This is a genomic window from Enterococcus hirae ATCC 9790, assembly GCF_000271405.2.
Classification (GTDB): Bacteria; Bacillota; Bacilli; order Lactobacillales; family Enterococcaceae; genus Enterococcus_B; species Enterococcus_B hirae.
Map to the genome: position 1 here is coordinate 1454852 of NC_018081.1, position 26247 is coordinate 1481098.

Here is a 26247-nt window from a genome sequence, read left to right on the forward strand (position 1 = left end):
AATGATATTTGATTCTCATACCCATTTGAATGCGGAACAATTTAATGATGATATTCCTGAAACTATTGAACGGGCCAAAGAGTTGGGCGTGACAAAAATGGCGGTAGTAGGTTTCGATACCCCAACGATCGAAAAATCATTACAGCTTAGTCACGATTATTCAAACATATATAGTATTATTGGTTGGCATCCTACTGAAGCAGGAAGTTATACTAAAGACATTGAGAAAAAATTACAAGAGCAATTAACGATGCCGAAAGTGGTAGCGTTAGGTGAAATCGGCTTAGATTATTACTGGATGGAAGATCCGAAAGAAGTGCAAGCTGAAGTTTTTCGTAGACAAATTGCGATTGCGAAAGAAATGAATCTGCCGATCAGTATCCATACCAGAGAAGCGTTAGCAGATACTTATCAAATTTTAAAAGAAGAAGATATTCGTGATATTGGTGGAATCATGCACAGTTTTAGTGGCGATTTTGAATGGGCCAAACGATTTCTTGATTTAGGGATGCACATTTCATTTAGTGGGGTCGTGACTTTCAAAAAAGCGCAAGATGTTCAAGAAGCAGCCACTCATGTTCCACTCGATCGATTGCTAGTAGAAACGGATGCGCCTTACTTAGCTCCAGTACCTTATCGTGGGAAACGAAACGAGCCAGGTTATACCCGTTATACAGTTGAAAAAATTGCCGAATTACGTAATCTTCCGATAGAAGAAGTGGCGCTCCAAACTTGGAAAAATGCTCATCGTCTATTTAGGATCGCTGAAAATGACTAAATTAAAAATCCAAGAAATTGTAGTCGTTGAGGGAAAAGACGATACTAGAAGACTCCAAGAAGTAGTCGACGTCGACACGATCGAAACGATTGGTTCAGCGATCAATGATGAAATACTCATGCAGATTGAACATGCGCAGGAAACACGTGGTGTAATCATCTTTACTGATCCTGATTTTTCGGGTGAGAAAATCCGCAAGACGATCATGGAAGTCGTTCCTCAGGCAAAACATGCTTTCTTACCTCGTCAACAAGCACGTCCCAAAAAACAAGGAAGTCTTGGCGTTGAACATGCTAGTGATGAGGCCATCTTAGAAGCATTGAAAAAAGTAATCACCCCATCTTTTGAGGAAGACGAAACGGAAATTACTAGACAAGTGCTGATTTCTCATGGTTTAATAGCGGGAGCGCAAGCAAAAGAAAAACGTGAAAAACTAGGGGACGAATTAAGAATTGGTTATACCAATGGGAAACAACTGGAGAAGCGTTTGAAAATGTTTCGAATCACACCAGAGGAATTTGCCCAAGCAATGAAAAAAGTGGAGGAACAACATGAGTGAACAGCGTGATATTGCGACACCTTCTAGAACAAAAGAAATCTTATTGAAACATGGATTTTCATTTAAAAAAAGTTTAGGTCAAAATTTTTTGACTGAGCCAAATATCTTAAGAAAAATCGTGGAAACTGGCGAAATCGATCAACAAACAAATGTCATCGAAGTTGGTCCAGGTATTGGAGCGTTGACGGAACAACTAGCACGTAATGCCAATCAAGTCGTTGCCTTTGAAATCGATGATCGCTTGATTCCTGTGTTAAAAGATACGTTAGCTCCTTATCCTAATGTGACTGTTGTTCATCAAGATATTTTAAAAACCAATTTAGATCAGGCAGCAACAACCTATTTTGAACAAGCTTTACCGATCAAAGTTGTTGCAAATTTACCTTATTATATTACGACACCGATCATGATGCATTTCTTAGAATCAGATCTGCAAGTAGAAGAAATGGTTGTGATGATGCAAAAAGAAGTCGCTGACCGTATTTCTGCTAAGCCTGGTACAAAAGCATATGGCTCATTATCAATCGCTGTACAGTATTTTATGGAAGCATCTGTTGCTTTCATCGTACCTAAGACTGTTTTTGTTCCACAACCGAATGTCGATTCAGCTATCTTGAAACTAACCAGAAGAAAGCAACCAGCTGTAGCGGTTACTGATGAAAAGGCATTTTTCCGATTGACAAAAGCAGCGTTTCAGCAACGAAGAAAAACATTATGGAATAACTTACAATCTTCATATGGCAAAGATGAAGCAACGAAAGCTTGGTTAACGACTAGTTTAGAAAAAGCTAACATCGATCCTAAACGTCGTGGAGAAACTCTCTCATTAGCCGAATTTGCTGCATTAAGTAATGCAATGGAAGAGCTGAGCGAGAAAAACTAAGTTCTAATCTAATTCAATAAAGAAAGCAAAACGCCTAAAAGTCTAGCATGCTAGCTTTTAGGCGTTTTGTTTATCTAAGTCCAATAAAATGAGTTGGATGGTCATCACTAATTGAAAAATAAGTAAATGACTACTGTAACCCGATTCCTGTAATCTCAGTTTAAGATCATAATCGTTCATGTATTTAAGAATGGCTAACGGTTTAGACCGAAAAATAGTTTCTTATGAAAATAAATTTTTTTAGAATAAAACGATACTATAATCATAAATGAACACGATGAATTTTTAGAACTTATTTTGATTACTAAGGAGAAAGAAGGGTGAGTTAATGAACAAAATGAACCAATCGATTGTTTTGGGGTTAACATTGATTACCGTTGGCGGATCAATTGTCCCTGTTACCAATGTATTTGCTTCAGAAAAAGCTACGAACTTTACCGCCACAAACGAATTTGATAAATACTACAACGATTTATCAAATGAAAAGAAAGCAGAATTTGAACGATTAGTATCCGGTGCTCACTTATCCCAAGTGGAGCAATTACAAATATTAAAAGAAAAATACGAGTCCGATAGACAACCAACTCCTCGCTGGAAAATTGCCGTCATTAAAAAGATAGCCAAATGGTTAGTAGCTAAAACAGGTGAAAAAACGGTAAGTGATGTTACTAATTACTTATTCGAATGGCAAGATAATTTAGAACAAGGTGCAGAAAATTGGTTAGTGAATCATGGGTGGAATAGAACCGCAGCTCATTGGATTGTTAAGACTGCTAGCTTCATTTTCTTATAGGATGAGTGTAAGAAAATGAAAGGAACAAAGAGACTGATTTTTTGGGGACTGACACTATTTTTTTGTGTATCTAATTTCATTAGATTATTCATTCATGATGATTTTGGAAAAACAATAAGAGTTTATTTCAGGGATGTTCCTGTCTATTTAAAAGTAATTTTTTTTATCGTGTTCATACTGTTGTTTTGGTGGAGCTATCCTTATAAAAAAGAAAAAAATTTTTTTGATTGAAGTAAAACAACCAAAAATAAACCTGTCATAAACTTCAGTGAGGGTGGACGGGTTTATTTTTGTATTAAAATCAGCAACCATTAAAATGGACTATACTTCAAGAGGGTGAGCCCAGTGTATCTCGTTGTTTTAGTGTGTATACCTTAGGGTAGGGAATTAGAATGATACTGGGGCTAAATAGGGTTCCAGGAAATATTGTTGTTGATATGTACATAGGGCGTACTTCTTTTTTGTATTTATCTTTCATCTATATAGACAAAAATTGAAGGAGAGGATGTAGCTAGCAGAGACTGTAGTTTAAAACATATTTCTTGTATAAGCTTCATTCAAAATTTACTTTATCTGGTGTCGGATAATTGAATACATGAAAAAGGCTCATTCAACATTTTTCTGATTGATGTGTCTTGACACATCTTGTTGTTAAAGTTAAAATAAGACATCATAAAGGTGTCAAGACACATTAGGAGAGAAAAAAATGAAAAAAAAATCAGTACGATCCCTGACTATTTCTGCCTTGTTGATAGCTATGGGGGTTATTATTCCAATGGTTATGCCAAAAATCATGATTCCACCTGCTTCTTTTACTTTGGCTTCTCATGTACCAATATTTATTGCGATGTTTTTTTCACCAGGAATTGCGATTACCGTTGCTTTGGGTACAACATTTGGCTTCTTTTTGACCACACCAGTAATTATTGCGCTGCGTGCATTATCTCATTTGATTTTTGCTGTGATTGGTTCTTGGTATTTGCAAAAGAAACCAGAAATCGTTTTAAAAAATGGCCAATTTACTTTAGCCAACTGGCGCTTCCAAAGTTTCAATTTTGTGATAGGTATCATTCATTCGATTGCGGAAATGTTAGTGGTTAGTGTCTTTTTCTTTGTAGGGAACATGCCAGAAACTTATTATTCTGAAGGCTATTTTTATACAGTCTTTATCCTAATGGGAATTGGTGGATTGATCCATAGTTTAGTCGATTACAATATTGCTTATTTTGTAGCCGGAACATTGAGCAAATACTTTGATATTCCAGTTTTCACTAAAGCTAAGCAAGTAAGTCAGAAGACACCTTCAACGAAATCAATCAAGAAAATGGCTTGAAAAAAGTACCATTATCAATCAGTTTTTCCTCTTTAACTAGAGATAACTCCTTTAAAATGAATAAGCCGAAAGTGCTGTGTATGAACACAGCATTTTCGGCTTATTTGTTATAGTTCTAGCTTTTGGCATAGTTTCTGCCAAAATTTACATCAAAAGCTGATTTTTTAATTTTTATGGCAATCCGATCACTTCTTCAGTTGATTTGTCAAAGAAATGTCCTTTGCTGATATTGAATGCTAAGTCGACCATTTCCCCTGGTTTATGGAAGTCACGTGCATCGACTTTTGAAATAAATTCAGTTGTACCTGTTCGGGTATAAAGCATGGTTTCTGCACCTAACAATTCTGATACAACAACTTCTGAATGAACAACTGCTTCGGGTTGTGCTTCTAACACCACTTGTTCACTGTGGATATCTTCTGGGCGAATACCAAAAACAACTTCTTTTCCTTCATAGCCTTTTTCAACTAAGACTTTGTTTTTTCCTTCAGGGATTTTTAATTTTAAGCCATGACCGTCACTGATTACCCCATTGTTTAAAGTGACATTGAAGAAGTTCATTGCGGGTGAACCGATAAAGCCTGCGACGAACATATTGACTGGTGTGTCATACACTTCTTTTGGCGTACCGATCTGTTGGATAAAGCCATCTTTCATGATAACGATACGATCTGCCATCGTCATTGCTTCTGTTTGGTCATGGGTTACATAGATGGTTGTCGTTTCTAAACGTTGATGGAGTTTGGCAATCTCAGCACGCATCGCTACCCGTAATTTTGCATCTAAGTTTGATAATGGTTCATCCATCAAGAAAACTTTTGCATCACGAACGATGGCACGTCCTAAAGCAACCCGTTGACGTTGGCCACCTGAGAGAGCAGCAGGTTTACGTTTCAAATATTCAGTAAGCCCTAAAATTTCAGCAGCATTTTCTACCCGTTTTTTGATATCTGCTTTGTCATACTTTCTCAACTTCAACCCAAAAGCCATATTGTCAAATACAGTCATGTGTGGGTATAACGCATAGTTCTGGAATACCATAGCGATATCACGATCTTTTGGTGCTACATCGTTCATTACTTTACCGCCGATGCTTAATTCTCCTTCCGAGATATCTTCTAGCCCAGCAATCATTCTTAATGTAGTTGATTTTCCACAACCAGAAGGTCCAACAAAGACAATAAATTCACGATCATCGATTGCTAAGTTAAAATCCGTTACGGAATAATTTTCTGCGTTGTCATATTGTTTGTATACATGTTTCAGTGCCATTTCTACCATGATTCATTCCACGCTTTCTGTTTAGTTTTAATGTTGAATTAAGTATAAATGAAAGCGTTATCTATGATCAATGGCAACTTGAACAAGAATTGATTGTCTTTTTGGGCAATATGCTACACCTTGAGGTAGAATAGAGTAGGAACAAGATGTTGAGAGAGGAAAGGATGATCAATATGAAAATTGCTTTAATTGCTCATGACCGCAAAAAGCCCTTGATGATCAAGTTGACAACCGCCTATAAGGCAATCCTGGAAAAACATGAATTATTCGCAACTGGGACAACAGGTGGTAAAATCACCGAAGCAACTGGCTTAAAAGTCCATCGCTTTAAATCCGGTCCTTTAGGTGGTGACCAACAAATTGGTGCAATGATCTCAGAAGATCAATTAGACCTCGTGATTTTTCTGCGAGATCCGTTGGCTGCACAGCCTCATGAACCGGATGTGACTGCACTGATCCGCTTATCGGATGTTTACGAAATTCCTTTAGCGACCAATATTGGAACAGCAGAAGTACTGTTGCGAGGACTAGAAGCTGGCTTTCTGGATTTCCGTACTGTAGTTCATGAGTTAGAAAATCGACCGTTGTCTCTGGAATAAAATTCGTTATTTGCTATTGATCGTCCATTTATGTTCGTTGAATGTGTGATTTTTCACGAACATGAATTACTTTTTATTCGGGAATGTATGTTTTTTTATTTACAGTCGTGTGTGATCTATGCTATAGTTTTGCTGGGAATGACTTCCCAAAAATAAACAGAGTAGAAAATAAAGCGTTAAGTGCTGAGAGGATGGGATGTTGCCTCTTTGACGAAGGACAAGTTGTTCGCGGTTTTATTTTCGCATTCGCTGCATGTAGGATGTAGCAGCTCTTAAAGGAGATGCTAAGAAATGAAGAAAAATCGGTTAGACGCACGCATGATCGCTATCATGGGATTGTTGATTGCTTTGATGGTCACTTTATCCCGTTTGGTATCGATCGAAACCCCTTTTGTGAAGATCAGTGTCACATTTATTCCACAAATGATCATGGGGATTTTATTTGGCCCGTTTTGGTCTGGAATTGGGGGTGTATTAGCTGACTTAGTAGGAATGGCGTTATTTTCAAAAACAGCTTTCTTCATTGGTTTTACTTTGAATGCCTTTATTGAAGGAGCAATTTATGGTTTCTTTTTTTATCGAAAAGAGATTACTTGGAAAAATTCGCTATTAGCTACACTTTCGGTCACGCTGATCATTAATTTGCTATTGACTCCTTTGTGGCTAGCGATGATGTATCACGTTCCATTATTTAGTTGGATCGTCTGGGCACCAAGGTTATTAAAAACAGTCGTTTGGATTCCTATTCAAACCATTGCGATGTATTACGTCGGACGTAGTATTCCATACAAAAAGATTTTAAGAAGTATGACTCTTTACGCAAAATAGTCAACTCAGAAACCAAAGAAGCAACCTTCCCATCCCAGAAGGTTGCTTCTTTTGCTTATTTATTGTAAAAAAGGAGACGTTTATTTCTATAAAATAGTGAACAACGATTGAAAGAGATGATATATGGCCATACCACCTAGAATACTACTGATGATGGTCAAAAGGATTGTGACACTTTTAGAGGGCTTTGTTAATGAAAGATAGTAATAGGCAAGCCCAATTTGAAGATTGAAGTAGAAAATAGCACTTCCAGATCTAAAATTAGGGAAAAGTGTCATAATAATATTTATACACAGTGATATCTTTAACAATTCTTTGTACCAATTCTTTTTAGCCATTTAGGATAAACTCCTCGATTGCTTTTTCATTTTTTAGGCCAATTATTCGATCAATAACTTTTCCATCCACAATTTTTATTATGGCCGGGATAGAATTAATTCCTAAGCTGTCAGCCATTATTTCCAACTTATCCTCATTCTCTTTACGAGCGTGATCTGTATTATAATATCCCATAGATTGGTGCTGGTTGTTTAGTACTTTTCGCAAAATAGGCTCAAATTCTTTACATTGGGGGCATGTAGGTCTCCCTACATAAACAAATAAAGTATCCTTTCCATTCATTATTTTTTCTAAAGAAATACTATCCACTTCATATAAACCCTCTTTAGATGTTGCCATTTGAGTATAGACATATAAAATAGTAGGTAAACTACAAATAATTAAAATGAAACACATCAATTTTTTTGGATTAATATTTATCATAAACACAACCAGTTTATAATTTAAAACATGCGACTACTCCACCGATGGCACCACCAGCAAGAGCGACAAAACCTGTTATACAAGCAGCACATACTAATGGAACTGCAAGACAAGCAGCAGCACATGTAGGGGCAATGATGTTAGCAACTGCACGGCTTATTCCTAAAACAATTGCTAGACAGGCTGCTTTTTCAGCCATTCCACGGGCTTGCTTCAAATGAAGAAACTCCCTTTGAACTTCTTGTAACTGTTTTTTCAATTCATTATTTGGTATAAATTTATCTTCAAGAATTTGGTGAGTCATTTCTTCGCCATTGGAAAATGTTCTAATCTCGAAAGTATCTTTTTCTGATTGAGTGATCAAAGATTCTTGGACTCCCTTAATGTTGTACATCATATCAAAGATTACCGTAACACTGCTGAATAGATTATAGTGTTCATTTGTGATTGGTACAGTCAATGAATAATAATCTTTATTTTCTCCATTTTCACTTATAATTTGTAACGCTGTAGCATTGTCCAATGTTAAATATTTTTCTGAAACATGTAATTGAATAGTAGAGTCAAGTTTAGATGAAAATACGTCCATTAGTTTGTTTTTTTCTTTCGAGCTAATTTCTTTTGCTGTTTCAGACAAAATGACCATATTTTTAACGATTGATGTAGCTTCTTTCGAATTTATACCAGGAACCGTCACTGGATTACTTTCAAAATAGGTACTAATCGTTTGTGTCATTGGCACATAGTCAGTCTCTTGAATCATCTCTGCATTGACAATCATAGAAAAGTTAGGAATGATAAAGGAAGCTAGAGTTATAACAGCAATAAGACTTATAATGAATTTGTTTTTTAACATATTTTTTTAATTCCTTTCGATGATCCAGTTTAAGTAAAAAATAGTTACTCTTAGTCGTGTGAATTCTTACATAACATTTCTTTTTTGTACTTTGCAGTAAAAATAAGCACTTTATAACAATTTAGTGAATAAAACATAATCACCAAATAACTATATTCACAAATCTCCTGATATTTTCTCCTTTACTATTATTTAAAGCGCTTTTATTACTTGTATCCATAGTATAGAATGAAAACGAGTAAATTATTTTATATGGTATCAATAGTCACATTGAATTTAAAAAAGGAAGTGAACGACGAATGGAAATTCATGAATTACTACGTAAATTTCGAAAGGAAAGGGGGTTATCTCAAAAAGAGTTAGCACATAAAATAACTTCTAGAGAATCTTTAGTAAAATACGAAAGTGGTAAAAATCAGATTCCATTGATTCCTTTATTAGCTTTTTTAAAAAAGATGAACATTGAGTTAGACGAATGTTTATTTTATTTAAATAAAATAAACGGAAATCATCCAAGACAAAAGTTAAATCAGCTACTTAGTCAATTGGAAGATGTCCAGTTACCAATTGACGACCGATTAAGAAATTTAGAATTAGATATCAAAAAAACAAAAAGCATTGTTGATAAGCGGAATTATCTAATAGCTAAAGGCTATCAATGGCATTTACTACCGAATGATGAAAGAAAGTTTACCCTACATGATAAGGTTTATATCAAAGCGATCATGAACCATCTAGAAAAAGTAGCAGAATATGGTCGTTTTGAAATAGTCACATTTACTTCACTGGCTTTTCTTTTTACAACAGAATTTATTCAAATGCAAGCTTCGAAAGTAGAAAGAATGGGTGATAACGAAAATTTTCTCTCTTCACTTTGCACGTTGTATCATGTTCTCTTTCTTTTAATGCTAGAAAGAAAAGAAAGCGGCTATTCAAAAGAATATCTAGAAAAATTAAAGATGGTTCGAGGTAGACTAGTGACACCACAAAAAACAGAGGTACACGAAAGGTTTGACGATTTGCTACTGAATAGCTTGGTCGAGCGTACAGCTAATCCTAAGCAATTAACAGATTTTTTTATGGGGATTAGGTTAATTGGTGCAACTCAACTTGAAGAGGAGTTTCTTTTAGCTTTAAAAAAATATGAGAGACTTTATGGTCTTTCTCTTTTACCTTCAATTATAGAATAAAAACCGTTGGTAGTAAGGAAGTTTTGGGCAGCTAAGCTATTTAAAGATGAGCTAGGGATGAAATGTTTTGCTTTTGTTTTTTTATGAAGAAGTATAGTTTTGATAACCATTTACATATAAAGTGAGTCATGTCGCAAAGACGTTGTTCATGTTTTAGGAGTGAATGAATAGGTTCTTTTAATGCTTTTCTCTAATAAAATAATAACTGTCCCACAAAAGTTAGTGAAAAACTAGCTCTTGAGGGACAGTTACACTGATTTATTACAACTACTTTTTGATTGAGTTAACTATTTTTAGTAAACTGCGCTTGATATAGTTGATGATAGTACCCGTCTTTTTGTAGTAATTCATCGTGGGTACCCATCTCAACGATGGCGCCTTGCTCCATGACTAAGATTTGATCGGCATTTTTGATTGTCGATAAACGGTGGGCAATCACAAAGCTCGTTTTGCCTTCCATCATTGTTAAAAAGGCATCTTGAATTTTCTTTTCCGTCAAAGTATCGACTGAACTAGTTGCTTCATCTAGGATCAACATGGGAGGGTTGCTGATCATTGTACGGGCGATCGTTAACAATTGTCTTTGTCCGTCAGAGATTTTCAGACCTTGTCCGCCGATTTTTGTTGCTAACTTTTCAGGCAAGCGTTCCACAAATTCATACATATACGAAGCTTTGAGTGCTTGATTGATTTCTTCATCACTAGCATCTGGATTGCCATACTGTAGATTTTCTTTTAACGTACTGTCAAAGAGCCAAGTATCTTGTAAAACCATACCAAAGCTTTTTCGCAAGCTATCTCTTTGGATATCTCGAATATCATACCCGTCGATCGTAATGGTTCCACCTGTCGCATCATAAAAACGCATCAACAGGTTAACTAACGTGGATTTACCAGCACCAGTCTTACCTACAATCGCAATCGTTTGCCCTGGTTTAGCAACAAAACTGAAATTTTCGATCAATCGTTGACTTGGTTCATAAGAAAAGGATACATGATTGAACGCTACTTCACCTTTGATTGTTGCTGGATTCAACGCATAAGCATTAGGTTCATCTGGCGTTTCTTCGGGTTGATCGATGAGTTCAAAGGCACGTTCTAATCCAGAAAAAGCGGTTTGGATCTGTGTCGTGATTCCAGAAAGTTCAATAAACGGTTTAGAAAACTGACTAGAATAGATCGTGAAACTAGAGATCACACCGACTGTAATGGCTGAGCCACTTCTTAATGCTAGTAAACCACCAACTAATCCAATCGAAAGATAAGCTAAGTGATCCACAAAACGAGAAGACGGATTCGTCAAAGAAGAAGAAAATTGGGCACGTTGTCCTTTTTGATAAAGATCAGTGTTCAATGCTTGGAATTGTCGTTGATTCATTTCTTCTTGTTGAAAGGCTTTGACGATTTTTTGATTCCCAATCCGTTCGGTAACAAAGCCAGAGATATTCCCGATAATCTTTTGTTGATTGTCAAAGTCGTTTTGTGATGCACGGGCAACGATCCAACTCACAAGAAAAATGATCGGTGTGGAGCAAATCACGACGAGTGTCAATAACGGGCTAAGGCGTAACATAAATATAAAAGACAAGACGATGATAGCCACGCCGGCAAACATTTGGTTAAACGCCGCAGAGATCGCAATGGAAATATTATCCATATCGTTGGTAAAACGACTAACGATATTCCCGTGTGAATTTTGATCATAGTAACGAAGCGGTAATTTATTCAAACGTGCAAAGGCATCTTTTCTTAATTTTGCTACGGAAAGATAAGCCAAGCGATTACTTAAGACTTGGATTAGCCATTGACTGATCACGTTGATCAATACGATCCCGCCAAATAATAATAAGAGGTGGAACAATTGAGCAAATCGAACTTGACCTGCGCCGATCATTTGGTCAATACTTTGACCAATCTGTAAAGTCATTACCACAGTAGCGATCCCGTTGATGATCCCTAAAAGGATCGCAAACCAGATATCTTTTGAATAGGCTGTAAGGTAAGGAACGAATCGTTTGAGGGTTTTCCAGGATAATTTTTTTGTTTTCATCTTATTCTTCCTCCTGTGATGCGACGATTTCGCGATACTCAACGGAATCCTTCAATAAATCTTCATGTTTCCCTTGCGCAACGATCTTTCCTTGATCCATCACGAGGATCTTATGTGCTTCTTGAATCGAGCGGATTCGTTGAGAAATAATAATGACTGTCGTATCTAATGAGGTTTGTAATGCTTTTCTTAAGTTAAGATCGGTTTGATAATCTAACGCGCTTAAAGAATCATCTAAAATCAATAATTCAGGTTTGGCAATTAACGCACGTGCAATCGTTAGCCGTTGTTTTTGACCGCCAGAAAAGTTTTTTCCGTTTTCCATTACCTTTGTTTCTAATCCTTTAGGAAGTTGTCGAACAAAATCTTCTGCTTGAGCAATTCTAAGAGCTTCCCAACATTCTTCATCTGTGGCATCTTCTTTTCCCCATTGAAGGTTTTCACGGATGGTTCCAGTGAATAGAACAGCGGTTTGAGGAACTTGTGAGATTTGGCTTCTTAAAGGATCAAGTTTCCATGAGCGAACATCCACGTCATCAAAAGCGACGGAACCTGCGCTGACGTCATAGAAACGTGGAATCAATTGAGTTAAAGTTGTTTTTCCGCTACCGGTTGGTCCAATGATCCCCAAAACCGTGTTTCGTTTCAAAGCAAAAGTAATGTCTTGTAAAGATAATCCTGATTTTTCAGTATAACGAAAGTCGACATGTTCAAATTGAACGATATTTTCGGATTGGAAATTCGGTGTCAAGGCATCTTCTGCATCTGTCAGTGTAATGTCAGTTTCTAGGACTTCTTTGACCCGATTACCTGAAGCTTCGGCCCGGGTAAAGATAACGACCAGGTTAGATACGACGATCAATGCCAGTAACATTTGATTCATGTAATTGATCAACGCAAGGACTTGACCTTGTTGCAAATGTCCGATATTGACTTTGATCCCACCAACAGTCAATAAACAAATAATACCGATATTCATGATCAATGTGGTAGCCGGTGATAAGAGAGCTGAGATGTTTGAAACACGTAAATAGTTTTTAGCTAATTCATCGGTGTCCTCATCAAAAGTATCAATTTCTGTTTTTGTGCGGGAGAATGCCCGAATTACACGAACACCGCTTAGATTTTGACTAACCGTTTCATTTAAACGATCCAGTTTTTCTTGGACTTTTTGGTACAGTGGAATTGTTTTTTTGATGATAAAGTATAAAATGATTGAAAAAATCGGTAGGATAGCTAAGAAAAACAAGCCGATTTCCCAGTCAATCACAAAGGCCATGACGACTGAACCGATACTTAGAAATGGCGCACGGATCAATAAACGGATTACCATGGCTAATGCTAATTGGAGTTGGTTGATGTCGTTCGTCATTCGAGTGATCAATGTATCTGTACCAAAATGATTTAATTCACTATGTGAAAAGGAATTGATTTTCTTGATTAGTTGATTTCTAAGCTCAGTACCAAATCCTTGTGAAGCTATTGAAGCATAATATTGACAAATGATCGCACAAATCAATCCAACAACTGACATCACGACCATCCAGATCCCCATTTGGATGATCACACCACGATCATTCATCTTTAGACCGTTATCAATCAATGAGGCCATCAATAATGGCAAAATCAATTCAAAGACAGCTTCTAAGAATTTAAAAACGGGACCCAGAATGATTTGTTTACGGTAATCTTTTGCATAACGCAATAACTGAATCATATGATTCCTCCTAAAATATATTTACCATTAGCTAAGAGAATTTTTAAGAAAAAGCCAAATAAATTTTCTCGAATTTCTTTCTTAGCTACTTAAACGGTAGGCACGGATTTAAGAGAAAGGGGAGTCAGTTGAAAGAAATTTCTGTCTATTTTACATTGATGACCCTTTTTCTTAAACGAGTACTTTCCTATGTATAAGTAGGTACTCTCACATTGTATCTTATGAAATTTAGAATGAAAAGTGAATAAGCCTTTTCATAAATGAAACTTTGAAGTGAATTAGCAAAAAAAGTCATTGACGAATCTCGTTTGTTTCTCCTTCTTTTTAGATAAAAATAGCTATTGACAAAATGAATGCGTTTCCTATGATGGAGAAGAGGTGAGAGAATGTTAAAAGAAGAAATCCAAGATTATTTAGAAAATCAAACGGCATTTATCGATTTAGCACAATTAAGTGATGTTTTTACAGCGAAATATTTAGCAGCATACTTTAAAGTGAAACGTAATACGGTCAGTCATTATCTTAATCAATTAAATGAAGCTGGCATTTTGGTTAAGATCAATTCTCGTCCGGTCTATTACTTTCATAAAATGGCTTTTGAACAGCAATTTTTTGCTTTAAGTAAAACGTATTATGCCTCAACTGAAGAAATTAGGGCTGAACAGCCTATTTTTTCAAGAAGTAAAGATCTTTTTTCTTTAGTGATCGGTCACGAAGCAAGCCTGAAAGAAAGCATTGAACAAATCAAAACAGCTCTTTTTTATCCAGATGGTGGGCTACCTGTGTTATTAACTGGAGAAAGTGGTACAGGGAAAAGCTTCTTAGTCAATATCGTTTATCAATACTGTTTAGAACATGATCTCTTACCAGAAAATGCGCCTTTCGTGACGTTGAATTGTGCTCAATATGCCGACAATCCAGAATTGTTGACGAGTAATTTATTTGGATATGTCAGTGGAGCATACACCGGTGCGACACAAGATAAGGTTGGCGCTTTTGAGGCAGCCGATGGGGGATTATTATTTTTAGATGAAGTTCATCGACTTAGCCCTGAAGGACAAGAAAAATTGTTTACGTATCTGGATCAAGGGATTATTTATCGAATGGGAGAAACGAATCAGGGGAAAAAAGTCGATGTTCGGCTCTTCTTTGCTACGACTGAAGAAGTCACCAAACATTTTCTGCCCACTTTTATGCGTCGGATTCCTTTTAAGATTGATCTGCCTTCTTTACGTGCTCGTGGAAAAGAAGAACGATTGGAGCTGATTTATTCTTTTTTCTTAAATGAACAAAGAAAAATCGAGCGTCCAATGAAAGTGAGTGGTCAAGTGCTGTCATTATTGACGAACCAAAGTTTTTCAGGCAACATCGGTGAATTGAAAAATAGCGTAAAAGTAGCTGTAGCCAAAGCATTCGCTGAACAAAAAGAGGAAGAGAGCCTATCGATCAAACTCCAACATTTACAAAGATATCTTTTGAAGGTTCCCCATCAAGACAGCCCAGCCCAATCAGCTGTGTGGATCACTGAGAAAAAAGAATTAGCTCATTTGGTTGAAAAAAGACAACCAGAACAGGAGCGAATGATCCGCTGCTTTGAACAACTATTATTGACCTTTAAGAAAAATGGCGCAACAGTAAGTAACTGTGAGGAAAAATTAAAAGAAGAAGTCGTTTATTTATTTGATTTTTTACTCTTTGAAACGAGTCGCCAAGAAAAACATGAACTACTAGTCTACTGGTTGCACTCCATTCGAGAAACGCTAAAACAAATGGAAAGTGCCTATCAGATCAAGTTTGATGGTAACAGCGTATATGCGCTAAGTTATTATCTCTATCAAAGAAGCACAGTAAAGTGGTTACCAGAAGATGGAGAAATCGAACAATTGATCAAGGAACTAGACCGCCAGTTAGAACTAATGTATCCAGCAAACTATCACTACGCCCATCGGATCTTGGAATTGACACAAGCTAAGTTAGATTTAGAAGTTACTTTATTAGATCATATTTTATTAACGATCTATTTGAGACGGACGAAATGGACAAAAGAACAAAGTGTGCCTAAAGCAATCATTGCTGCTCATGGTTATGCTACCGCTAGTAGTATGGCAAACGTCGCTAATCGACTGTTGGGAAATGATCTGTTTGAATCCTTTGATATGCCCTTAGATGTGACACCCCAACAAATTGCGGATGAAATGATCGATTACAGTAATCGTCATGATATCTCTAATGGACTGATCATTTTAGTTGATATGGGCTCGCTAAAAGAAATCCATCAACTATTCAAAGATCAGGTCTTTGCCCCAATCGTTATTTTGAATAATGTGACAACACCATTAGTTATCAGTATTGGAGAAAAAATGCAAAAAATGACTGATCTGGAAGAAATCGTCAAGGAAGCGGTGGCCTCCTTGGAAGCAGAGTGGACGATCATTTACCCTCAAAAAAATAAACAAAAAGCATTACTGATCACTTGCATGACGGGGATCGGAACGGCTGTCCATATGAGTGAACTACTTGAAAAAAGTTTACCAGCAAACAGCGCACTTAAAATCATCCCTTATGAATACCAAGTATTAACACAAAGAAAATTAACGGAATCGGTTTTTTCGATGTACGATGTGATTGGCATCATTGGGACAACGAATCCTCAAATCGACACGATGCCATATCTTTCGTTAGAGTCATTGATTTCAGGAGAGAAAATGGATGAACTTGTTCAATGGCTGGCTCCTATTTTTTCATTGAAAGAACAAGCTAACTTTGATCAGCAATTTGTCCGAAATTTTTCATTAGAAAAAGTACTGGAGTCGGTGACGATCCTTGATACAGAAAAAGTGATGACAGAAATCGAGTTGTTTATGCGTGAATTGGAGATGCGTTTTGATAAGAACATCACGACGCCACAAAAGATCGCCCTTTTTGTCCATGTCAGTTGTTTGATCGAGCGATTGATCAGGCAGATCCCGATTGAAAGTTACCATGGTCAAGAACAGTTGTTACAGTGTCAAAAAGAAACCTTGGATCGAATCAAAGAAGCATTTAGTGTCATCGAAGAACATTATAGTGTCACGATCCCACCATCAGAAGTCGCTTATATTTATGATATTCTCGAAAATGTAGAGGATAAAATAGGCTCAGAAGAAGAATTTTAATCGTAAGCAAGATACCGCCACTATGTTGGCACGTATCTTGCTTTATTTGTAGTGAGAGTAAGAAAGAGGTGGAAACATGGAAAGAACAATTATTCTAGCCTCCCATGGACGTTTTGCTTCAGGGATTTTAGATTCTTTGGAACTTATTTTTGGTAAAACGCATTCGATCCTAGCGTTAGATTGCTATGGAACTGAAACGTTTGATTTAGCAAAATCAGTGCAGCAATTGATCAACGATCATCAAGGGCAAGAGTTGATCATCATCACTGACTTATTTGGTGGCAGTGTAAACAATGAATTTTTGCAGTACATTAACCGACCGAATATCTACTTGATTGCTGGTTTGAATCTGCCATTGTTGATCGAGATTGCCACAAAAATTGAGACAGCTGATTCAATCGTTGAATTGATCCATCAGGTATTGAATGATTCAAAAGAAATGATCCAATTTTGTAATGAAAGTATCGAAAAAAAATGGAAGAAGAAGAATTTTAGGAGGGATTGGAAATGATTATTTTAACAAGAGTCGATCATCGTTTATTGCATGGTCAAGTCGCTTTTTCTTGGACACAATCAATTGGGGCAGATTGTATTTTGATCGCAAATGATGATGTGCCAAACAATGAAATACGCAAAACAACCATTAAGTTGGCAAAGCCACAAGGAGTGAAACTAGTGATCAAATCGATTGAAGATTCGATCGCTGCATTACAAAGTGGCGTAACGGATAAATATAAACTATTTATCGTAGTAGAGTCTGTGAGAGATGCGTATCAATTAGCAAAAGCTTGTCCACAGATCAAGCAAATCAATTTAGGTGGGATTAAAGCAAAGGAAGGAACGCGGAGTCTAGGTAAAGCGGTCAACGTATTACCTGAAGAAGAAAAATTGTTGGAACAAATGATCGCTGATGGGATAGAAGTAGAAATTCGTCAAGTACCAGCAGATAAAAAAATAGCAGCAAAGGAAGTCTTATGAGAAAGGAAGAATAAAAGATGATCCTACAAGCAATTCTTTTAGGTCTGGTTGCCTTTATTGCGCAATCAGAGTATGCGTTAGGAACTTCCCTGCTTTCTCGTCCGATCGTAACGGGATTATTTACAGGGATTGTTTTGGGAGATGTAAAAACAGGTATTATTATGGGAGCAACTTTGGAATTAGCTTTTATTGGTTCATTTTCAGTTGGAGCATCGATTCCACCAGACGTTGTGACCGGTGGAATCTTAGGAACTGCATTTGCCATTACTGCAGGAGCAGGAACAGAAACAGCATTACTATTAGGTTTACCAATTGCGACACTTACCCTTATTTTAAAAAATGTTTATTTAGGACTATTGATTCCGATCATGAACCACAGAGCAGATCGTTATGCGGAGGATGGGAATTATAAAGGGGTCGAACACATGCACTTATTAGCTGGTTTCGGCTTGTCATTGATGCTTGGTCTGGTAGTCATGATTTCTTATTTAGTCGGAAGTCAAACGATCGGGAATCTCTTAGCGAAAATACCAGATTTTGTGCAAAACGGCTTGACCGTTGCAACTGGGTTGATTCCAGCACTTGGATTTGCCATGCTGGCACGTTTATTGATCAATAAAAAAGTAGCACCTTATTTCTTTTTAGGCTTTGCTGTAGCAGCTTACTTAGAGATTCCAGTAACAGGTATTGCCATCTTTGGGGCGATCTTAGCCGTCATTGTCGTCAATATCATGAACGTACGTCAAGTATCCGTTCAAACTTCAGCAGGGGAGGTAGAAGAGGATGAAGACTTCTAATCAAGAAGAACACAAAGTGACCAAAAAAGAATTGAATCAGGTCTTTTGGCGCTCATTTCAAATGGAATTTTCATGGAACTATGAAAGACAGATGAATATGGCCTATGTCTTTGCCATTATTCCCATCTTGAAAAAGCTCTATCATACCAAAGAAGAAATGTCAGCGGCGCTTAAACGCCATTTAGAGTTTTTTAACACGACACCACATATCGTGACCCTGATCTTAGGGATCAATGCAGCGATGGAAGAAGAAAATAAAAATGACCCAGAATTTGATGTAACAGCTATCGATAGTATCAAGACCTCACTGATGGGACCTTTAGCAGGGTTAGGCGATTCATTCTTTTGGGGAACGTTGCGTTTGATCGCGACGGGTGTTGGGACTTCACTAGCACTACAAGGAAATATTTTAGGACCAATTTTATTCCTTTTGATTTTCAATATCCCTCATGTTTTGTTTCGTTACTTGGCAACAAGTTGGGGCTATCGACTAGGTACTGGATTTTTAAAGAAAATCCAAGCAAACGGAATGATGGAAAGTTTAACGTTAGGTGCTTCAATCATTGGATTGATGGTAGTTGGCGGGATGACTGCGACGATGATCGATATCAATATTCCTTTGAAAATCGGAACAGGTGAAAATGCTGTCACGGTTCAAAGTATTTTTGATGATATCGTTCCTCATATTTTAAGTTTAGGTGCCTTTGGAGCAGTCTTTTATTTATTGAAAAAAGAAGTCAAACCATTGATGATTTTGATTGGATTAGCTATTTTTGGGATTGCTGGTTCATGGATTGGTATCTTTTAGAAAAGGAGAGAACAAGATGGTCACAATGCTTGATTATATTCATGAAGAAAAAACAGCTTTATCAGCGATTCTTGAAAAGAATGATTCGTCACTTCATGTGTCTTATCAAAACATGCAACACGTTCTGATTCTGGCGACAGGTTCTTCGTATAATGCTTGTCTTGCTGCAAAGCCGGCACTAGAAAGCTATGGAGACATCACTGTGGATATCCAAGAACCTTATCATTTTAATCATTATGGGAAATTGTCAGAAGAAGTTGATACAGTCATCGCTGTTTCTCAAAGTGGGAAAAGTGCTTCGACAGTCGATGCCATTCGAAAGATCCGATCATCAAAACGACGGACGATCGCTTTAACTGGAGATGATCAAAGTCCGATCACCAAAGAAGTGGATCAAGTGATTGACTTGAATATGGGCGTGGAAAAAGTGGGGTTTGTTACCAAGGGCTATTCAGCAACCGTTCTTCAGTTGATTCTCTTAGGTCTAGCGATTGGAACCAGTAAAGACAGAATAACAGCAGCGCAAAAAGAAGAAAAACTAGTTCAACTAAGAGAAATCGTGATGAAAATTCCTCAGATCATTGCGCAAACAGAACAATTTTTTGAAAAAAATGAAGCACTCTTTCGTGTAGCAAAACGATTTATTGCGATCGGGTATGGACCGAATTGGGGAACAGCAAAAGAGTTTGAAACCAAGTTTACAGAAACTGTTCGGGAACCTTCCCAAGGCTTTGAATTAGAAGCATACATGCACGGTCCGTATTTAGAAGCCAATCCTGGTCACATCCTATTCTTCCTGGAAACCGATAGTGATAGTCAAAAACGTTCCCAGCGATTAGCACAATACATGAAACAATATGTTGGACAGGTCATTGTTGTAACGACTGAAGGAGAAACGACTGAGAATCAGCTTAGTCTGGGAATCACTAGCGAAGAAGATCTTTCTGTTTTAGCTTTAGTTGTACCGATCCAAGTTTTGGCTTATAAAATTGCGACTGCCAAAGGGATCGATTTAGGACAAAGAATTTTTGATGATTTTGATGAAGTATTAAAAAGTAAAATTTAAGAGGTGGAGACTATGTTAAAATTCAATGAACAAAAACAAATCGAGGATATCAATGGGGCGCTAGCTTTACGTCCGCAAGTGGAACAAATCATTGACGGATTGGGAGAGGGATTCGATGCAATTTATTATTTAGGAATCGGCGGAACCTACGCGTCAGCGATGCAAGCTGTGACTTATATGAATGGTAAAAGTAACCTACCTGTTTATGTCCAACATGCAGCAGAATATTACACAACTGGCAACAAACGCCTAACAGAAAAATCAATTGTTGTCTTGTCTTCAGTTACTGGTACCACGCAAGAAGTCGTGCAAGCGGTCAAAGAAATCAAAACAGTGGGTGCGACACTGATCGGGTTTATTGATACAAAAGAGAGTATTCTCGCTGAACTTTGTGACCATACGATCACTTATCCTGCACCTGGAACCGAACAAATCAAATTCTTTATGGTCGCAGATCGTTTGATGTATAATCATGGCGAATTTGAAGACTACGAAACCTATTATCAACAATTAGAAGAGCACTTAGCAGTTGGCTTAGTCGAAGCCGAAAAACAAGCAGATGCTTTTGGATTAGCGTTTGCTGAAAAACATCGTCACGATTCGATGCACTATTTTATCGGTGCTGGGAACCAATGGGGCGCTGTCTATTCTTATGCGATGTGTTATTGGGAAGAGCAAAGTTGGTTGCCTTCTAAATCGATCCACGCTGCTGAATTTTTACATGGTACGCTAGAAGTGATTGAAGAAACGACACCAGTGACGTTGTTCTTAGGAGAAGATGAACAACGTGTACTTGCAGAAAGAGTCGCAAACCTATTACCAAAAATCTGTGCAAATTATACATTGATTGATACAAAAGACTATCCAATTGAAGGAATTGACGAAAGTTATCGTGGACGTGTCCTTTCTTATTTGCTGATGCATGCGGTGACGCAACGAATCGATGCGCATATCGAGCAATTAAATTGTCACCCCTTAGAAATCAGAAGATATTACCGTCAATTTGAGTATTAAGCGACACAATCAGTTCTAAGAGGAACGATTTCGTAAAATAATAAAATAAAACATACCAATATGAATCGTCTGTCAGTGAAATAAACGGTTCATGCTGGTATGTTTTTTGGTTATGACATGGATCAAGTGAGCGATTTGATCCGTGTGTTGATATGTTGATAGAAGAATTTTTATGAATTGTTTGATAAGTCAGTTAAGAGATTACGAGGTTGGATATTCGCATCAATCACATTGTAAAAGGCATTTGAAGTATCATTCACATCCCAAACGGCTAAGATGACATGATAACCGAGATGATCACTTGGAATAGTGATCGTGTGTGTTAGATTTGTGTCAGCATCTTTCCCGTGACCGTCTACCTCACCTATAAATTGAAATTCATCGCGGGATAATGGTTTGTTTGGATTCCAATTATTTTTCGTGATATAGTAATGCCATTTAGCTGTTTTATGCGCGGCAGTATAAGACCAAGTGAATTTCGTTGGACCAGTTGAAAGGTTTTGTTTTGTCCAAATAGTAGCAGTTTGTTTGTCTAATTCAAATCCTTTGGCACCATTTGCGGAAGCAATTTTTCCATCTGCAGGTCCACCATTTGGGAATCCTTTAGGTGCTTCTAGTGATTGTGGCTCAGTAATTATTTCACCGTATTTTTCAAGAGCTGCATGCCAATTCTTCCTACTGTCTAATTCTCCTTGATAGGCACGACTGATAGGTTTCTCCACATAACCGTGAGCATCCACATTAACTGTCGATAAGGCAGTTAAACCAGTTGTTGCTAAAACGAGTCCTAATCCTACGACTAAACTTTTTTTCATCTTGATTCCCTCCATCAATTGCTTATTACGTGAAATAAATTTTTTCACAAAAATAGTATAAAACGATAGGAGAAGAGGGTTAAATATTGTTTGTTATTGCAACAAAAAAAGTATGGTTCCTAAAAAAGTTCGCTCAGTTCGCTATCATGAAAAAGCGTTCGATAAAAGATAACTTCTTTCTGATACGCTCTTATTATTGATGAGTGGCAAAAGTGAAACGAAAAAGATCCCACGATGTTGAGCCTAGCAATACTAGAACTACCCATCGTGGGAAAGATTGAGCAAATGTTTTCAATAAACAGTAAAGAAAATGAAGAATGATTGATTGTTCAGTTAAAGAGAATCACATGGATTCATTTAAATCATTTAAGATACTACGAGGTTGAATATTCGCATCAATGACATTGTAGAAGGCATTTGATGTATCACTTACATCCCAAACTGCTAAAATCACATGATAACCTATCCGGTCATTTGGGATCGTAATGGTGTGAGTTGGACTCGTGCTAGCTTGCGCACCTTTTCCTTGGACTTCGCCGATCAATTGAAGTTCATTGCGAGAAAGTGGTTTATTCTGGTTCCAACCTGGTTTAGTGATATAGTAATGCCATTTACTAGTTGGGTGTGATTGCGTATACTTCCAAGTGAATTTTGTCGCTCCCCCTGTTAAATTTTGTTTCGTCCATAGACTAGAAGTTTGCTTATCTAATTCAAATCCTCTTGCACCATTTGCAGAAGCGATTTTTCCATCTGCTGGTCCACCTTTAGGGAATCCCTGAGGAGCTTCTAGTGATTGTGGTTCATTAATGATCGGACCATATTTTTGAACTGCGAAATCATAGCCAATGTTTTCTTTATCCAATTGACCTTGATAGGCACGGCTAATTGGCGAGATAACATAACCATGTGCTGAAACATTGACGGAAGATAATGTTGTCAATCCTGTCGTTGCTAAAACCAAACCTAACCCTAATAAAGAACTTTTTTTCATATTATAACTTTCCTCCAAATAATTTTTATGAAAAGGTTTTCTTTTCATGGATTTAGTATAACGGGGAGAACAATAAGCTTAGATTGTTTGTCTAGCATTACAACAAAAATAACATCTTCCGGTTCGTAATTGTTAATTAGCTTTGTTTTGTAAACTGCTTTCAATCAATGAATTTTTGAGATTGCTAAAATATTCTTTAGCATTAGTCAAATCTAACCACTCAAAAAAACGAAGACCCTTTTCGATTTCCGAGATGGCTGAATGATCGCCATCTGCTAATCGATCCAAAGCCGCAAATAATTTATACTGGGCAAGATCAACTGACTGTTTGTGGTTTTGCGTTAATCTTTTCAGTTCGCATAGAAAAAGTTTTCTAAGAATCGCAGAATGACGGTTAAATGAGAGGCGTAAACCATTAAGAATAAAATTAGAGAAAAGTTCTGAATAGTAGGTAGCGTCTATGTACGTTTTCATTTTTGATACACTGGTTTGAAAGAGATGGATGATGTATTGATCATCAAAAATAAACAAACAGTTTGAAAAAATCGTTAGTTCAAAATGTCCCCAGGTTTCAATTTTTTCAAGATAATTTTTGATCACAAAAATTTCTTCTTCTATTTTCAAATTGGTATCAGTATGGTTGTAGAGGTAGTTCATAATCAATTTTCGTTGGGCATAAATCAAACGATAGTAGATGCTGCCTGTTTTTTCGTATTCGTTTAGTAGTTCTAATTCTTGTTCGTGAGTGATTTTTTTGGATGAGATGAGATAGTTGGTCAATTTTTGTTTATTCGTAAGTGAATTGCTATTAAGAAGAAATTGATACTCTTCTAAAGTAATGTTCATTCGTTCAAGGTAGTTAACTAATAGTTCAAAACTGATCTTTGTTCCTCTTGATTCAAACGCAGCAAGGGTTCCTCGTTGTGAGATACCTCGTGTCAACTGTTCTTGTGTTAAGCCACGTTCTTTTCTTAACTTACGAATCAGAGACGAATGGTTAGTCATATTTTTATCCTCCTAGTGTTTTTTTATATATATTGTAGATGTTTTTTTAAATATATCACAAATGTAATAAAATTTAAATAAAGCGTCATTTTTGCGCGCTTTTAAAGAAAAAGTGCGTAATTGATTATTTGGGTGTTGCAATACTATGCAAATAATTGTAATCGTTTTAATTGATGGTGTAATATGTTATGTAATAAAGAATAATGGAGGCGGTTTGATGAAGAAAAAACTAGTATTATTTTCTGTAGGTGTGTTTAGTGCAATAGTAAGTGGAGGTACGACGGTTTTTGCAGCTGATGCAGCAGACACGATGCCTGACCTCGCGAATAAACAAATTGCAGTCGGATACTATCATAACTGGCAAGCGGAACAAGGCGCAGGCTATCAAGGAGGTCGTCCAGCCGACATTGATTTGGCCAAAATAAATCCTTTTTACAATGTAGTGACGGTTTCGTTTATGAAAGGAGAAGGGATTCCTACTTTTAAACCTTATAATATGACGGATCAGGCCTTTCGTGAAAAAGTAGCAACATTGAATGCGCAAGGGCGAGCAGTCATTATTTCTCTAGGAGGAGCAGATTCACATATTGAATTACATCGTGGCCAGGAACAAGCTTTTGCGAATGAAATCATTCGGTTAGTAGAAGTATATGGCTTTGATGGATTAGATATTGATTTGGAACAAACTGCGGTGGCTGCTGGGGATAATCAAACAGTCATTCCGGCGGCATTAAAAATCGTTCGTGAGCATTACAAGAAAGAAAACAAACATTTTATTATCTCAATGGCGCCTGAATTTCCATACTTAAGAACAAATGGAGCATATGTACCATATATTACAGCTTTACAAAATGAATATGACTTTATTGCCCCTAAATTGTATAATCAAGCAGGCGATGGGATCAGTGTTGGGACGGAATGGATTGCCCAAAACAATGACAATAAAAAGTATGAATTTTTGTACGGGATTTCAAAATCATTTAATGAAGGAAGCGGTGGCTTTATCCAAATTCCGGCAAGTAAACTAGCTCTAGGGATCCCAGCTAACGAAGATGCCGCAGCGAATGGCTATGTTAAAGATCCTTCAAAGGTCTACCAAGTATTTGAACAAATGACAAAAGATCAAACGCCATTAAAAGGAATCATGACATGGAGTGTCAATTGGGACGAGGGCAGAAATAAAGCTGGGATTGCCTATAATCAGTCGTTTGCGAATGCTTATCAAGGATTGTTCAAAGAGCAAGTACCAGATACTGAGAAACCTTCTAAACCAGAAAATTTAAAAGGAACTGCAACGCAATCAAGCATTTCATTAAGCTGGTCAGCTTCTACTGATAATGTGCGTGTTTCTCATTATAATATTTATCAAAACAAACAACTCATTGGCACTAGTAACACAACCAATTATACGGTGAGCAACTTATCCCCTGACACAACCTATTCATTTACGGTTGAAGCAGTCGATACATCAGGAAATCGCTCAACATCGTCTGACGTATTAACGATCAGAATACAAGCTGGTTCACAATTACCAGCCCCTTCGATGCCAACTGGTTTAGTAGTAAAAGGTGTATCGCAAAACTCTGTGACACTCGGTTGGTCTGCAAATGATCCGAAAGAAGAGGTCATCGGCTATGAAATCTATCGAAATGGAACGCTAGTGACAATAACGAAGTCACCAACTTTCGTAGATACTGGTTTAACTCCTGACACAACGTATACTTATCAAATAGCAGCTGTTAACATTTCTGGTATTTCTAAGAAAAGTCAACAAGTGACAGCGAAAACGACAGCAGATAATCAAGCAGAAGAATGGAAAATTGGGAAATTATATAATATCGGTGATATTGTGACCTATAAAGGAAATCTTTACCGTTGTCGTAACATCCACATGGGACAAATCGGTTGGGAACCTGATGTAGCTTTAGCATTATGGCTGAAGATCAGTTAATAAAGTTAACAAAATAAAAAAGAGTCAGAGTGCAGTAT

The 26247-nt window shown here is 37.0% G+C and carries 24 protein-coding genes and 1 riboswitch; of the genes, 16 read left to right on the top strand and 8 right to left on the bottom strand.

Features of this window, described 5'->3' with window-relative positions; translation table 11 throughout:
- The first annotated feature begins 1 nt into the window (after window position 1).
- The 5 genes from EHR_RS06920 (at window position 2) to EHR_RS06945 (ending at window position 4346) form a co-directional block, all read left to right on the top strand.
- Window positions 2-778 (top strand): TatD family hydrolase, encoded by a 777-nt coding sequence (locus EHR_RS06920; RefSeq protein ID WP_010737166.1) that lies wholly within the window; start codon window positions 2-4, stop codon window positions 776-778.
- A complete protein-coding gene (gene rnmV / locus EHR_RS06925) occupies window positions 771-1337 on the top strand; it encodes a ribonuclease M5 (protein WP_010720769.1) in 567 nt (188 codons plus the stop codon). Before EHR_RS06920 ends, rnmV begins: the two co-directional genes overlap by 8 nt.
- On the top strand, window positions 1330-2220 hold the full coding sequence (rsmA, locus tag EHR_RS06930; RefSeq protein ID WP_010737167.1) for a 16S rRNA (adenine(1518)-N(6)/adenine(1519)-N(6))-dimethyltransferase RsmA: 891 nt from the start codon (window positions 1330-1332) through the stop codon (window positions 2218-2220). The genes rnmV and rsmA overlap by 8 nt, the downstream gene beginning before the upstream one ends.
- Window positions 2221-2548: 328 nt before the next feature.
- A complete protein-coding gene (locus tag EHR_RS06935; protein ID WP_010737168.1) occupies window positions 2549-3013 on the top strand; it encodes a hypothetical protein in 465 nt (154 codons plus the stop codon).
- A gap of 706 nt (window positions 3014-3719) precedes the next feature.
- Window positions 3720-4346 carry a hypothetical protein gene (locus tag EHR_RS06945; RefSeq protein ID WP_010720766.1) on the top strand — a complete coding sequence of 209 codons (627 nt, stop codon included), beginning with the start codon at window positions 3720-3722 and terminating at the stop codon, window positions 4344-4346.
- A 171-nt stretch (window positions 4347-4517) separates the two neighbouring features.
- Here the strand turns inward: EHR_RS06945 and EHR_RS06950 are convergent, their stop codons facing one another.
- The gene (locus EHR_RS06950) at window positions 4518-5627 is read right to left on the bottom strand and encodes an ABC transporter ATP-binding protein (protein ID WP_010720765.1); all 1110 of its coding nucleotides are present in this window, start codon (window positions 5625-5627) and stop codon (window positions 4518-4520) included.
- Between the two features lie 173 nt (window positions 5628-5800).
- On the opposite strand from EHR_RS06950, the gene mgsA reads away from it, so the two are divergent.
- On the top strand, window positions 5801-6226 hold the full coding sequence (mgsA, locus tag EHR_RS06955) for a methylglyoxal synthase (protein WP_014834468.1): 426 nt from the start codon (window positions 5801-5803) through the stop codon (window positions 6224-6226).
- A 155-nt stretch (window positions 6227-6381) separates the two neighbouring features.
- A riboswitch (THF riboswitch) is annotated at window positions 6382-6480 on the top strand.
- A 37-nt stretch (window positions 6481-6517) separates the two neighbouring features.
- Window positions 6518-7054 carry a folate family ECF transporter S component gene (locus EHR_RS06960; RefSeq protein ID WP_010737169.1) on the top strand — a complete coding sequence of 179 codons (537 nt, stop codon included), beginning with the start codon at window positions 6518-6520 and terminating at the stop codon, window positions 7052-7054.
- 330 nt (window positions 7055-7384) lie between these two features.
- Here EHR_RS06960 and EHR_RS06970 read toward each other — a convergent pair whose 3' ends face one another.
- Together EHR_RS06970 and EHR_RS14435 are read right to left on the bottom strand one after the other, a co-directional pair.
- Window positions 7385-7816: a thioredoxin family protein gene (locus EHR_RS06970; protein WP_010737171.1), complete on the bottom strand. Its 432-nt coding sequence runs from the start codon at window positions 7814-7816 to the stop codon at window positions 7385-7387.
- 13 nt (window positions 7817-7829) lie between these two features.
- The gene (locus EHR_RS14435; RefSeq protein WP_010737172.1) at window positions 7830-8672 is read right to left on the bottom strand and encodes a hypothetical protein; all 843 of its coding nucleotides are present in this window, start codon (window positions 8670-8672) and stop codon (window positions 7830-7832) included.
- A gap of 299 nt (window positions 8673-8971) precedes the next feature.
- Here EHR_RS14435 and EHR_RS06980 point away from each other — a divergent pair, with 299 nt between their 5' ends.
- Window positions 8972-9862 (top strand): helix-turn-helix domain-containing protein, encoded by an 891-nt coding sequence (locus EHR_RS06980; protein ID WP_010737173.1) that lies wholly within the window; start codon window positions 8972-8974, stop codon window positions 9860-9862.
- A gap of 283 nt (window positions 9863-10145) precedes the next feature.
- On the opposite strand, the gene EHR_RS06985 is transcribed toward EHR_RS06980, so the two are convergent.
- Entirely contained in the window at window positions 10146-11912 is a 1767-nt protein-coding gene (locus EHR_RS06985; protein ID WP_010737174.1) for an ABC transporter ATP-binding protein, read from the bottom strand.
- 1 nt (window position 11913) lies between these two features.
- A complete protein-coding gene (locus tag EHR_RS06990) occupies window positions 11914-13629 on the bottom strand; it encodes an ABC transporter ATP-binding protein (protein WP_010737175.1) in 1716 nt (571 codons plus the stop codon).
- Between the two features lie 386 nt (window positions 13630-14015).
- On the opposite strand from EHR_RS06990, the gene EHR_RS06995 reads away from it, so the two are divergent.
- The 7 genes from EHR_RS06995 (at window position 14016) to EHR_RS07025 (ending at window position 21447) form a co-directional block, all read left to right on the top strand.
- On the top strand, window positions 14016-16784 hold the full coding sequence (locus tag EHR_RS06995; RefSeq protein ID WP_010737176.1) for a sigma-54-dependent transcriptional regulator: 2769 nt from the start codon (window positions 14016-14018) through the stop codon (window positions 16782-16784).
- Between the two features lie 76 nt (window positions 16785-16860).
- Window positions 16861-17295: a PTS sugar transporter subunit IIA gene (locus tag EHR_RS07000; protein WP_014834470.1), complete on the top strand. Its 435-nt coding sequence runs from the start codon at window positions 16861-16863 to the stop codon at window positions 17293-17295.
- On the top strand, window positions 17292-17762 hold the full coding sequence (locus EHR_RS07005; protein WP_010737177.1) for a PTS sugar transporter subunit IIB: 471 nt from the start codon (window positions 17292-17294) through the stop codon (window positions 17760-17762). The genes EHR_RS07000 and EHR_RS07005 overlap by 4 nt, the downstream gene beginning before the upstream one ends.
- A 17-nt stretch (window positions 17763-17779) precedes the next feature.
- A complete protein-coding gene (locus EHR_RS07010) occupies window positions 17780-18559 on the top strand; it encodes a PTS mannose/fructose/sorbose/N-acetylgalactosamine transporter subunit IIC (protein ID WP_010720757.1) in 780 nt (259 codons plus the stop codon).
- Complete coding sequence (locus EHR_RS07015; protein ID WP_010737178.1) at window positions 18546-19367, top strand: PTS system mannose/fructose/sorbose family transporter subunit IID; 822 nt, start codon at window positions 18546-18548, stop codon at window positions 19365-19367. The genes EHR_RS07010 and EHR_RS07015 overlap by 14 nt, the downstream gene beginning before the upstream one ends.
- A gap of 16 nt (window positions 19368-19383) precedes the next feature.
- Window positions 19384-20433 carry an SIS domain-containing protein gene (locus EHR_RS07020; RefSeq protein WP_010737179.1) on the top strand — a complete coding sequence of 350 codons (1050 nt, stop codon included), beginning with the start codon at window positions 19384-19386 and terminating at the stop codon, window positions 20431-20433.
- A 12-nt stretch (window positions 20434-20445) separates the two neighbouring features.
- Window positions 20446-21447: an SIS domain-containing protein gene (locus EHR_RS07025; protein ID WP_010737180.1), complete on the top strand. Its 1002-nt coding sequence runs from the start codon at window positions 20446-20448 to the stop codon at window positions 21445-21447.
- A gap of 170 nt (window positions 21448-21617) precedes the next feature.
- Here EHR_RS07025 and EHR_RS07030 read toward each other — a convergent pair whose 3' ends face one another.
- The 3 genes from EHR_RS07030 to EHR_RS07040 form a co-directional block, all read right to left on the bottom strand.
- Window positions 21618-22262 (bottom strand): lytic polysaccharide monooxygenase, encoded by a 645-nt coding sequence (locus EHR_RS07030; RefSeq protein ID WP_010737181.1) that lies wholly within the window; start codon window positions 22260-22262, stop codon window positions 21618-21620.
- A gap of 343 nt (window positions 22263-22605) precedes the next feature.
- Window positions 22606-23253 (bottom strand): lytic polysaccharide monooxygenase auxiliary activity family 9 protein, encoded by a 648-nt coding sequence (locus tag EHR_RS07035; protein WP_010737182.1) that lies wholly within the window; start codon window positions 23251-23253, stop codon window positions 22606-22608.
- 132 nt (window positions 23254-23385) lie between these two features.
- Window positions 23386-24258 (bottom strand): Rgg family transcriptional regulator, encoded by an 873-nt coding sequence (locus EHR_RS07040; RefSeq protein WP_010737183.1) that lies wholly within the window; start codon window positions 24256-24258, stop codon window positions 23386-23388.
- Window positions 24259-24475: 217 nt separating this feature from the next.
- On the opposite strand from EHR_RS07040, the gene EHR_RS07045 reads away from it, so the two are divergent.
- The gene (locus tag EHR_RS07045) at window positions 24476-26209 is read left to right on the top strand and encodes a fibronectin type III domain-containing protein (protein ID WP_010737184.1); all 1734 of its coding nucleotides are present in this window, start codon (window positions 24476-24478) and stop codon (window positions 26207-26209) included.
- Window positions 26210-26247: the final 38 nt, after the last annotated feature.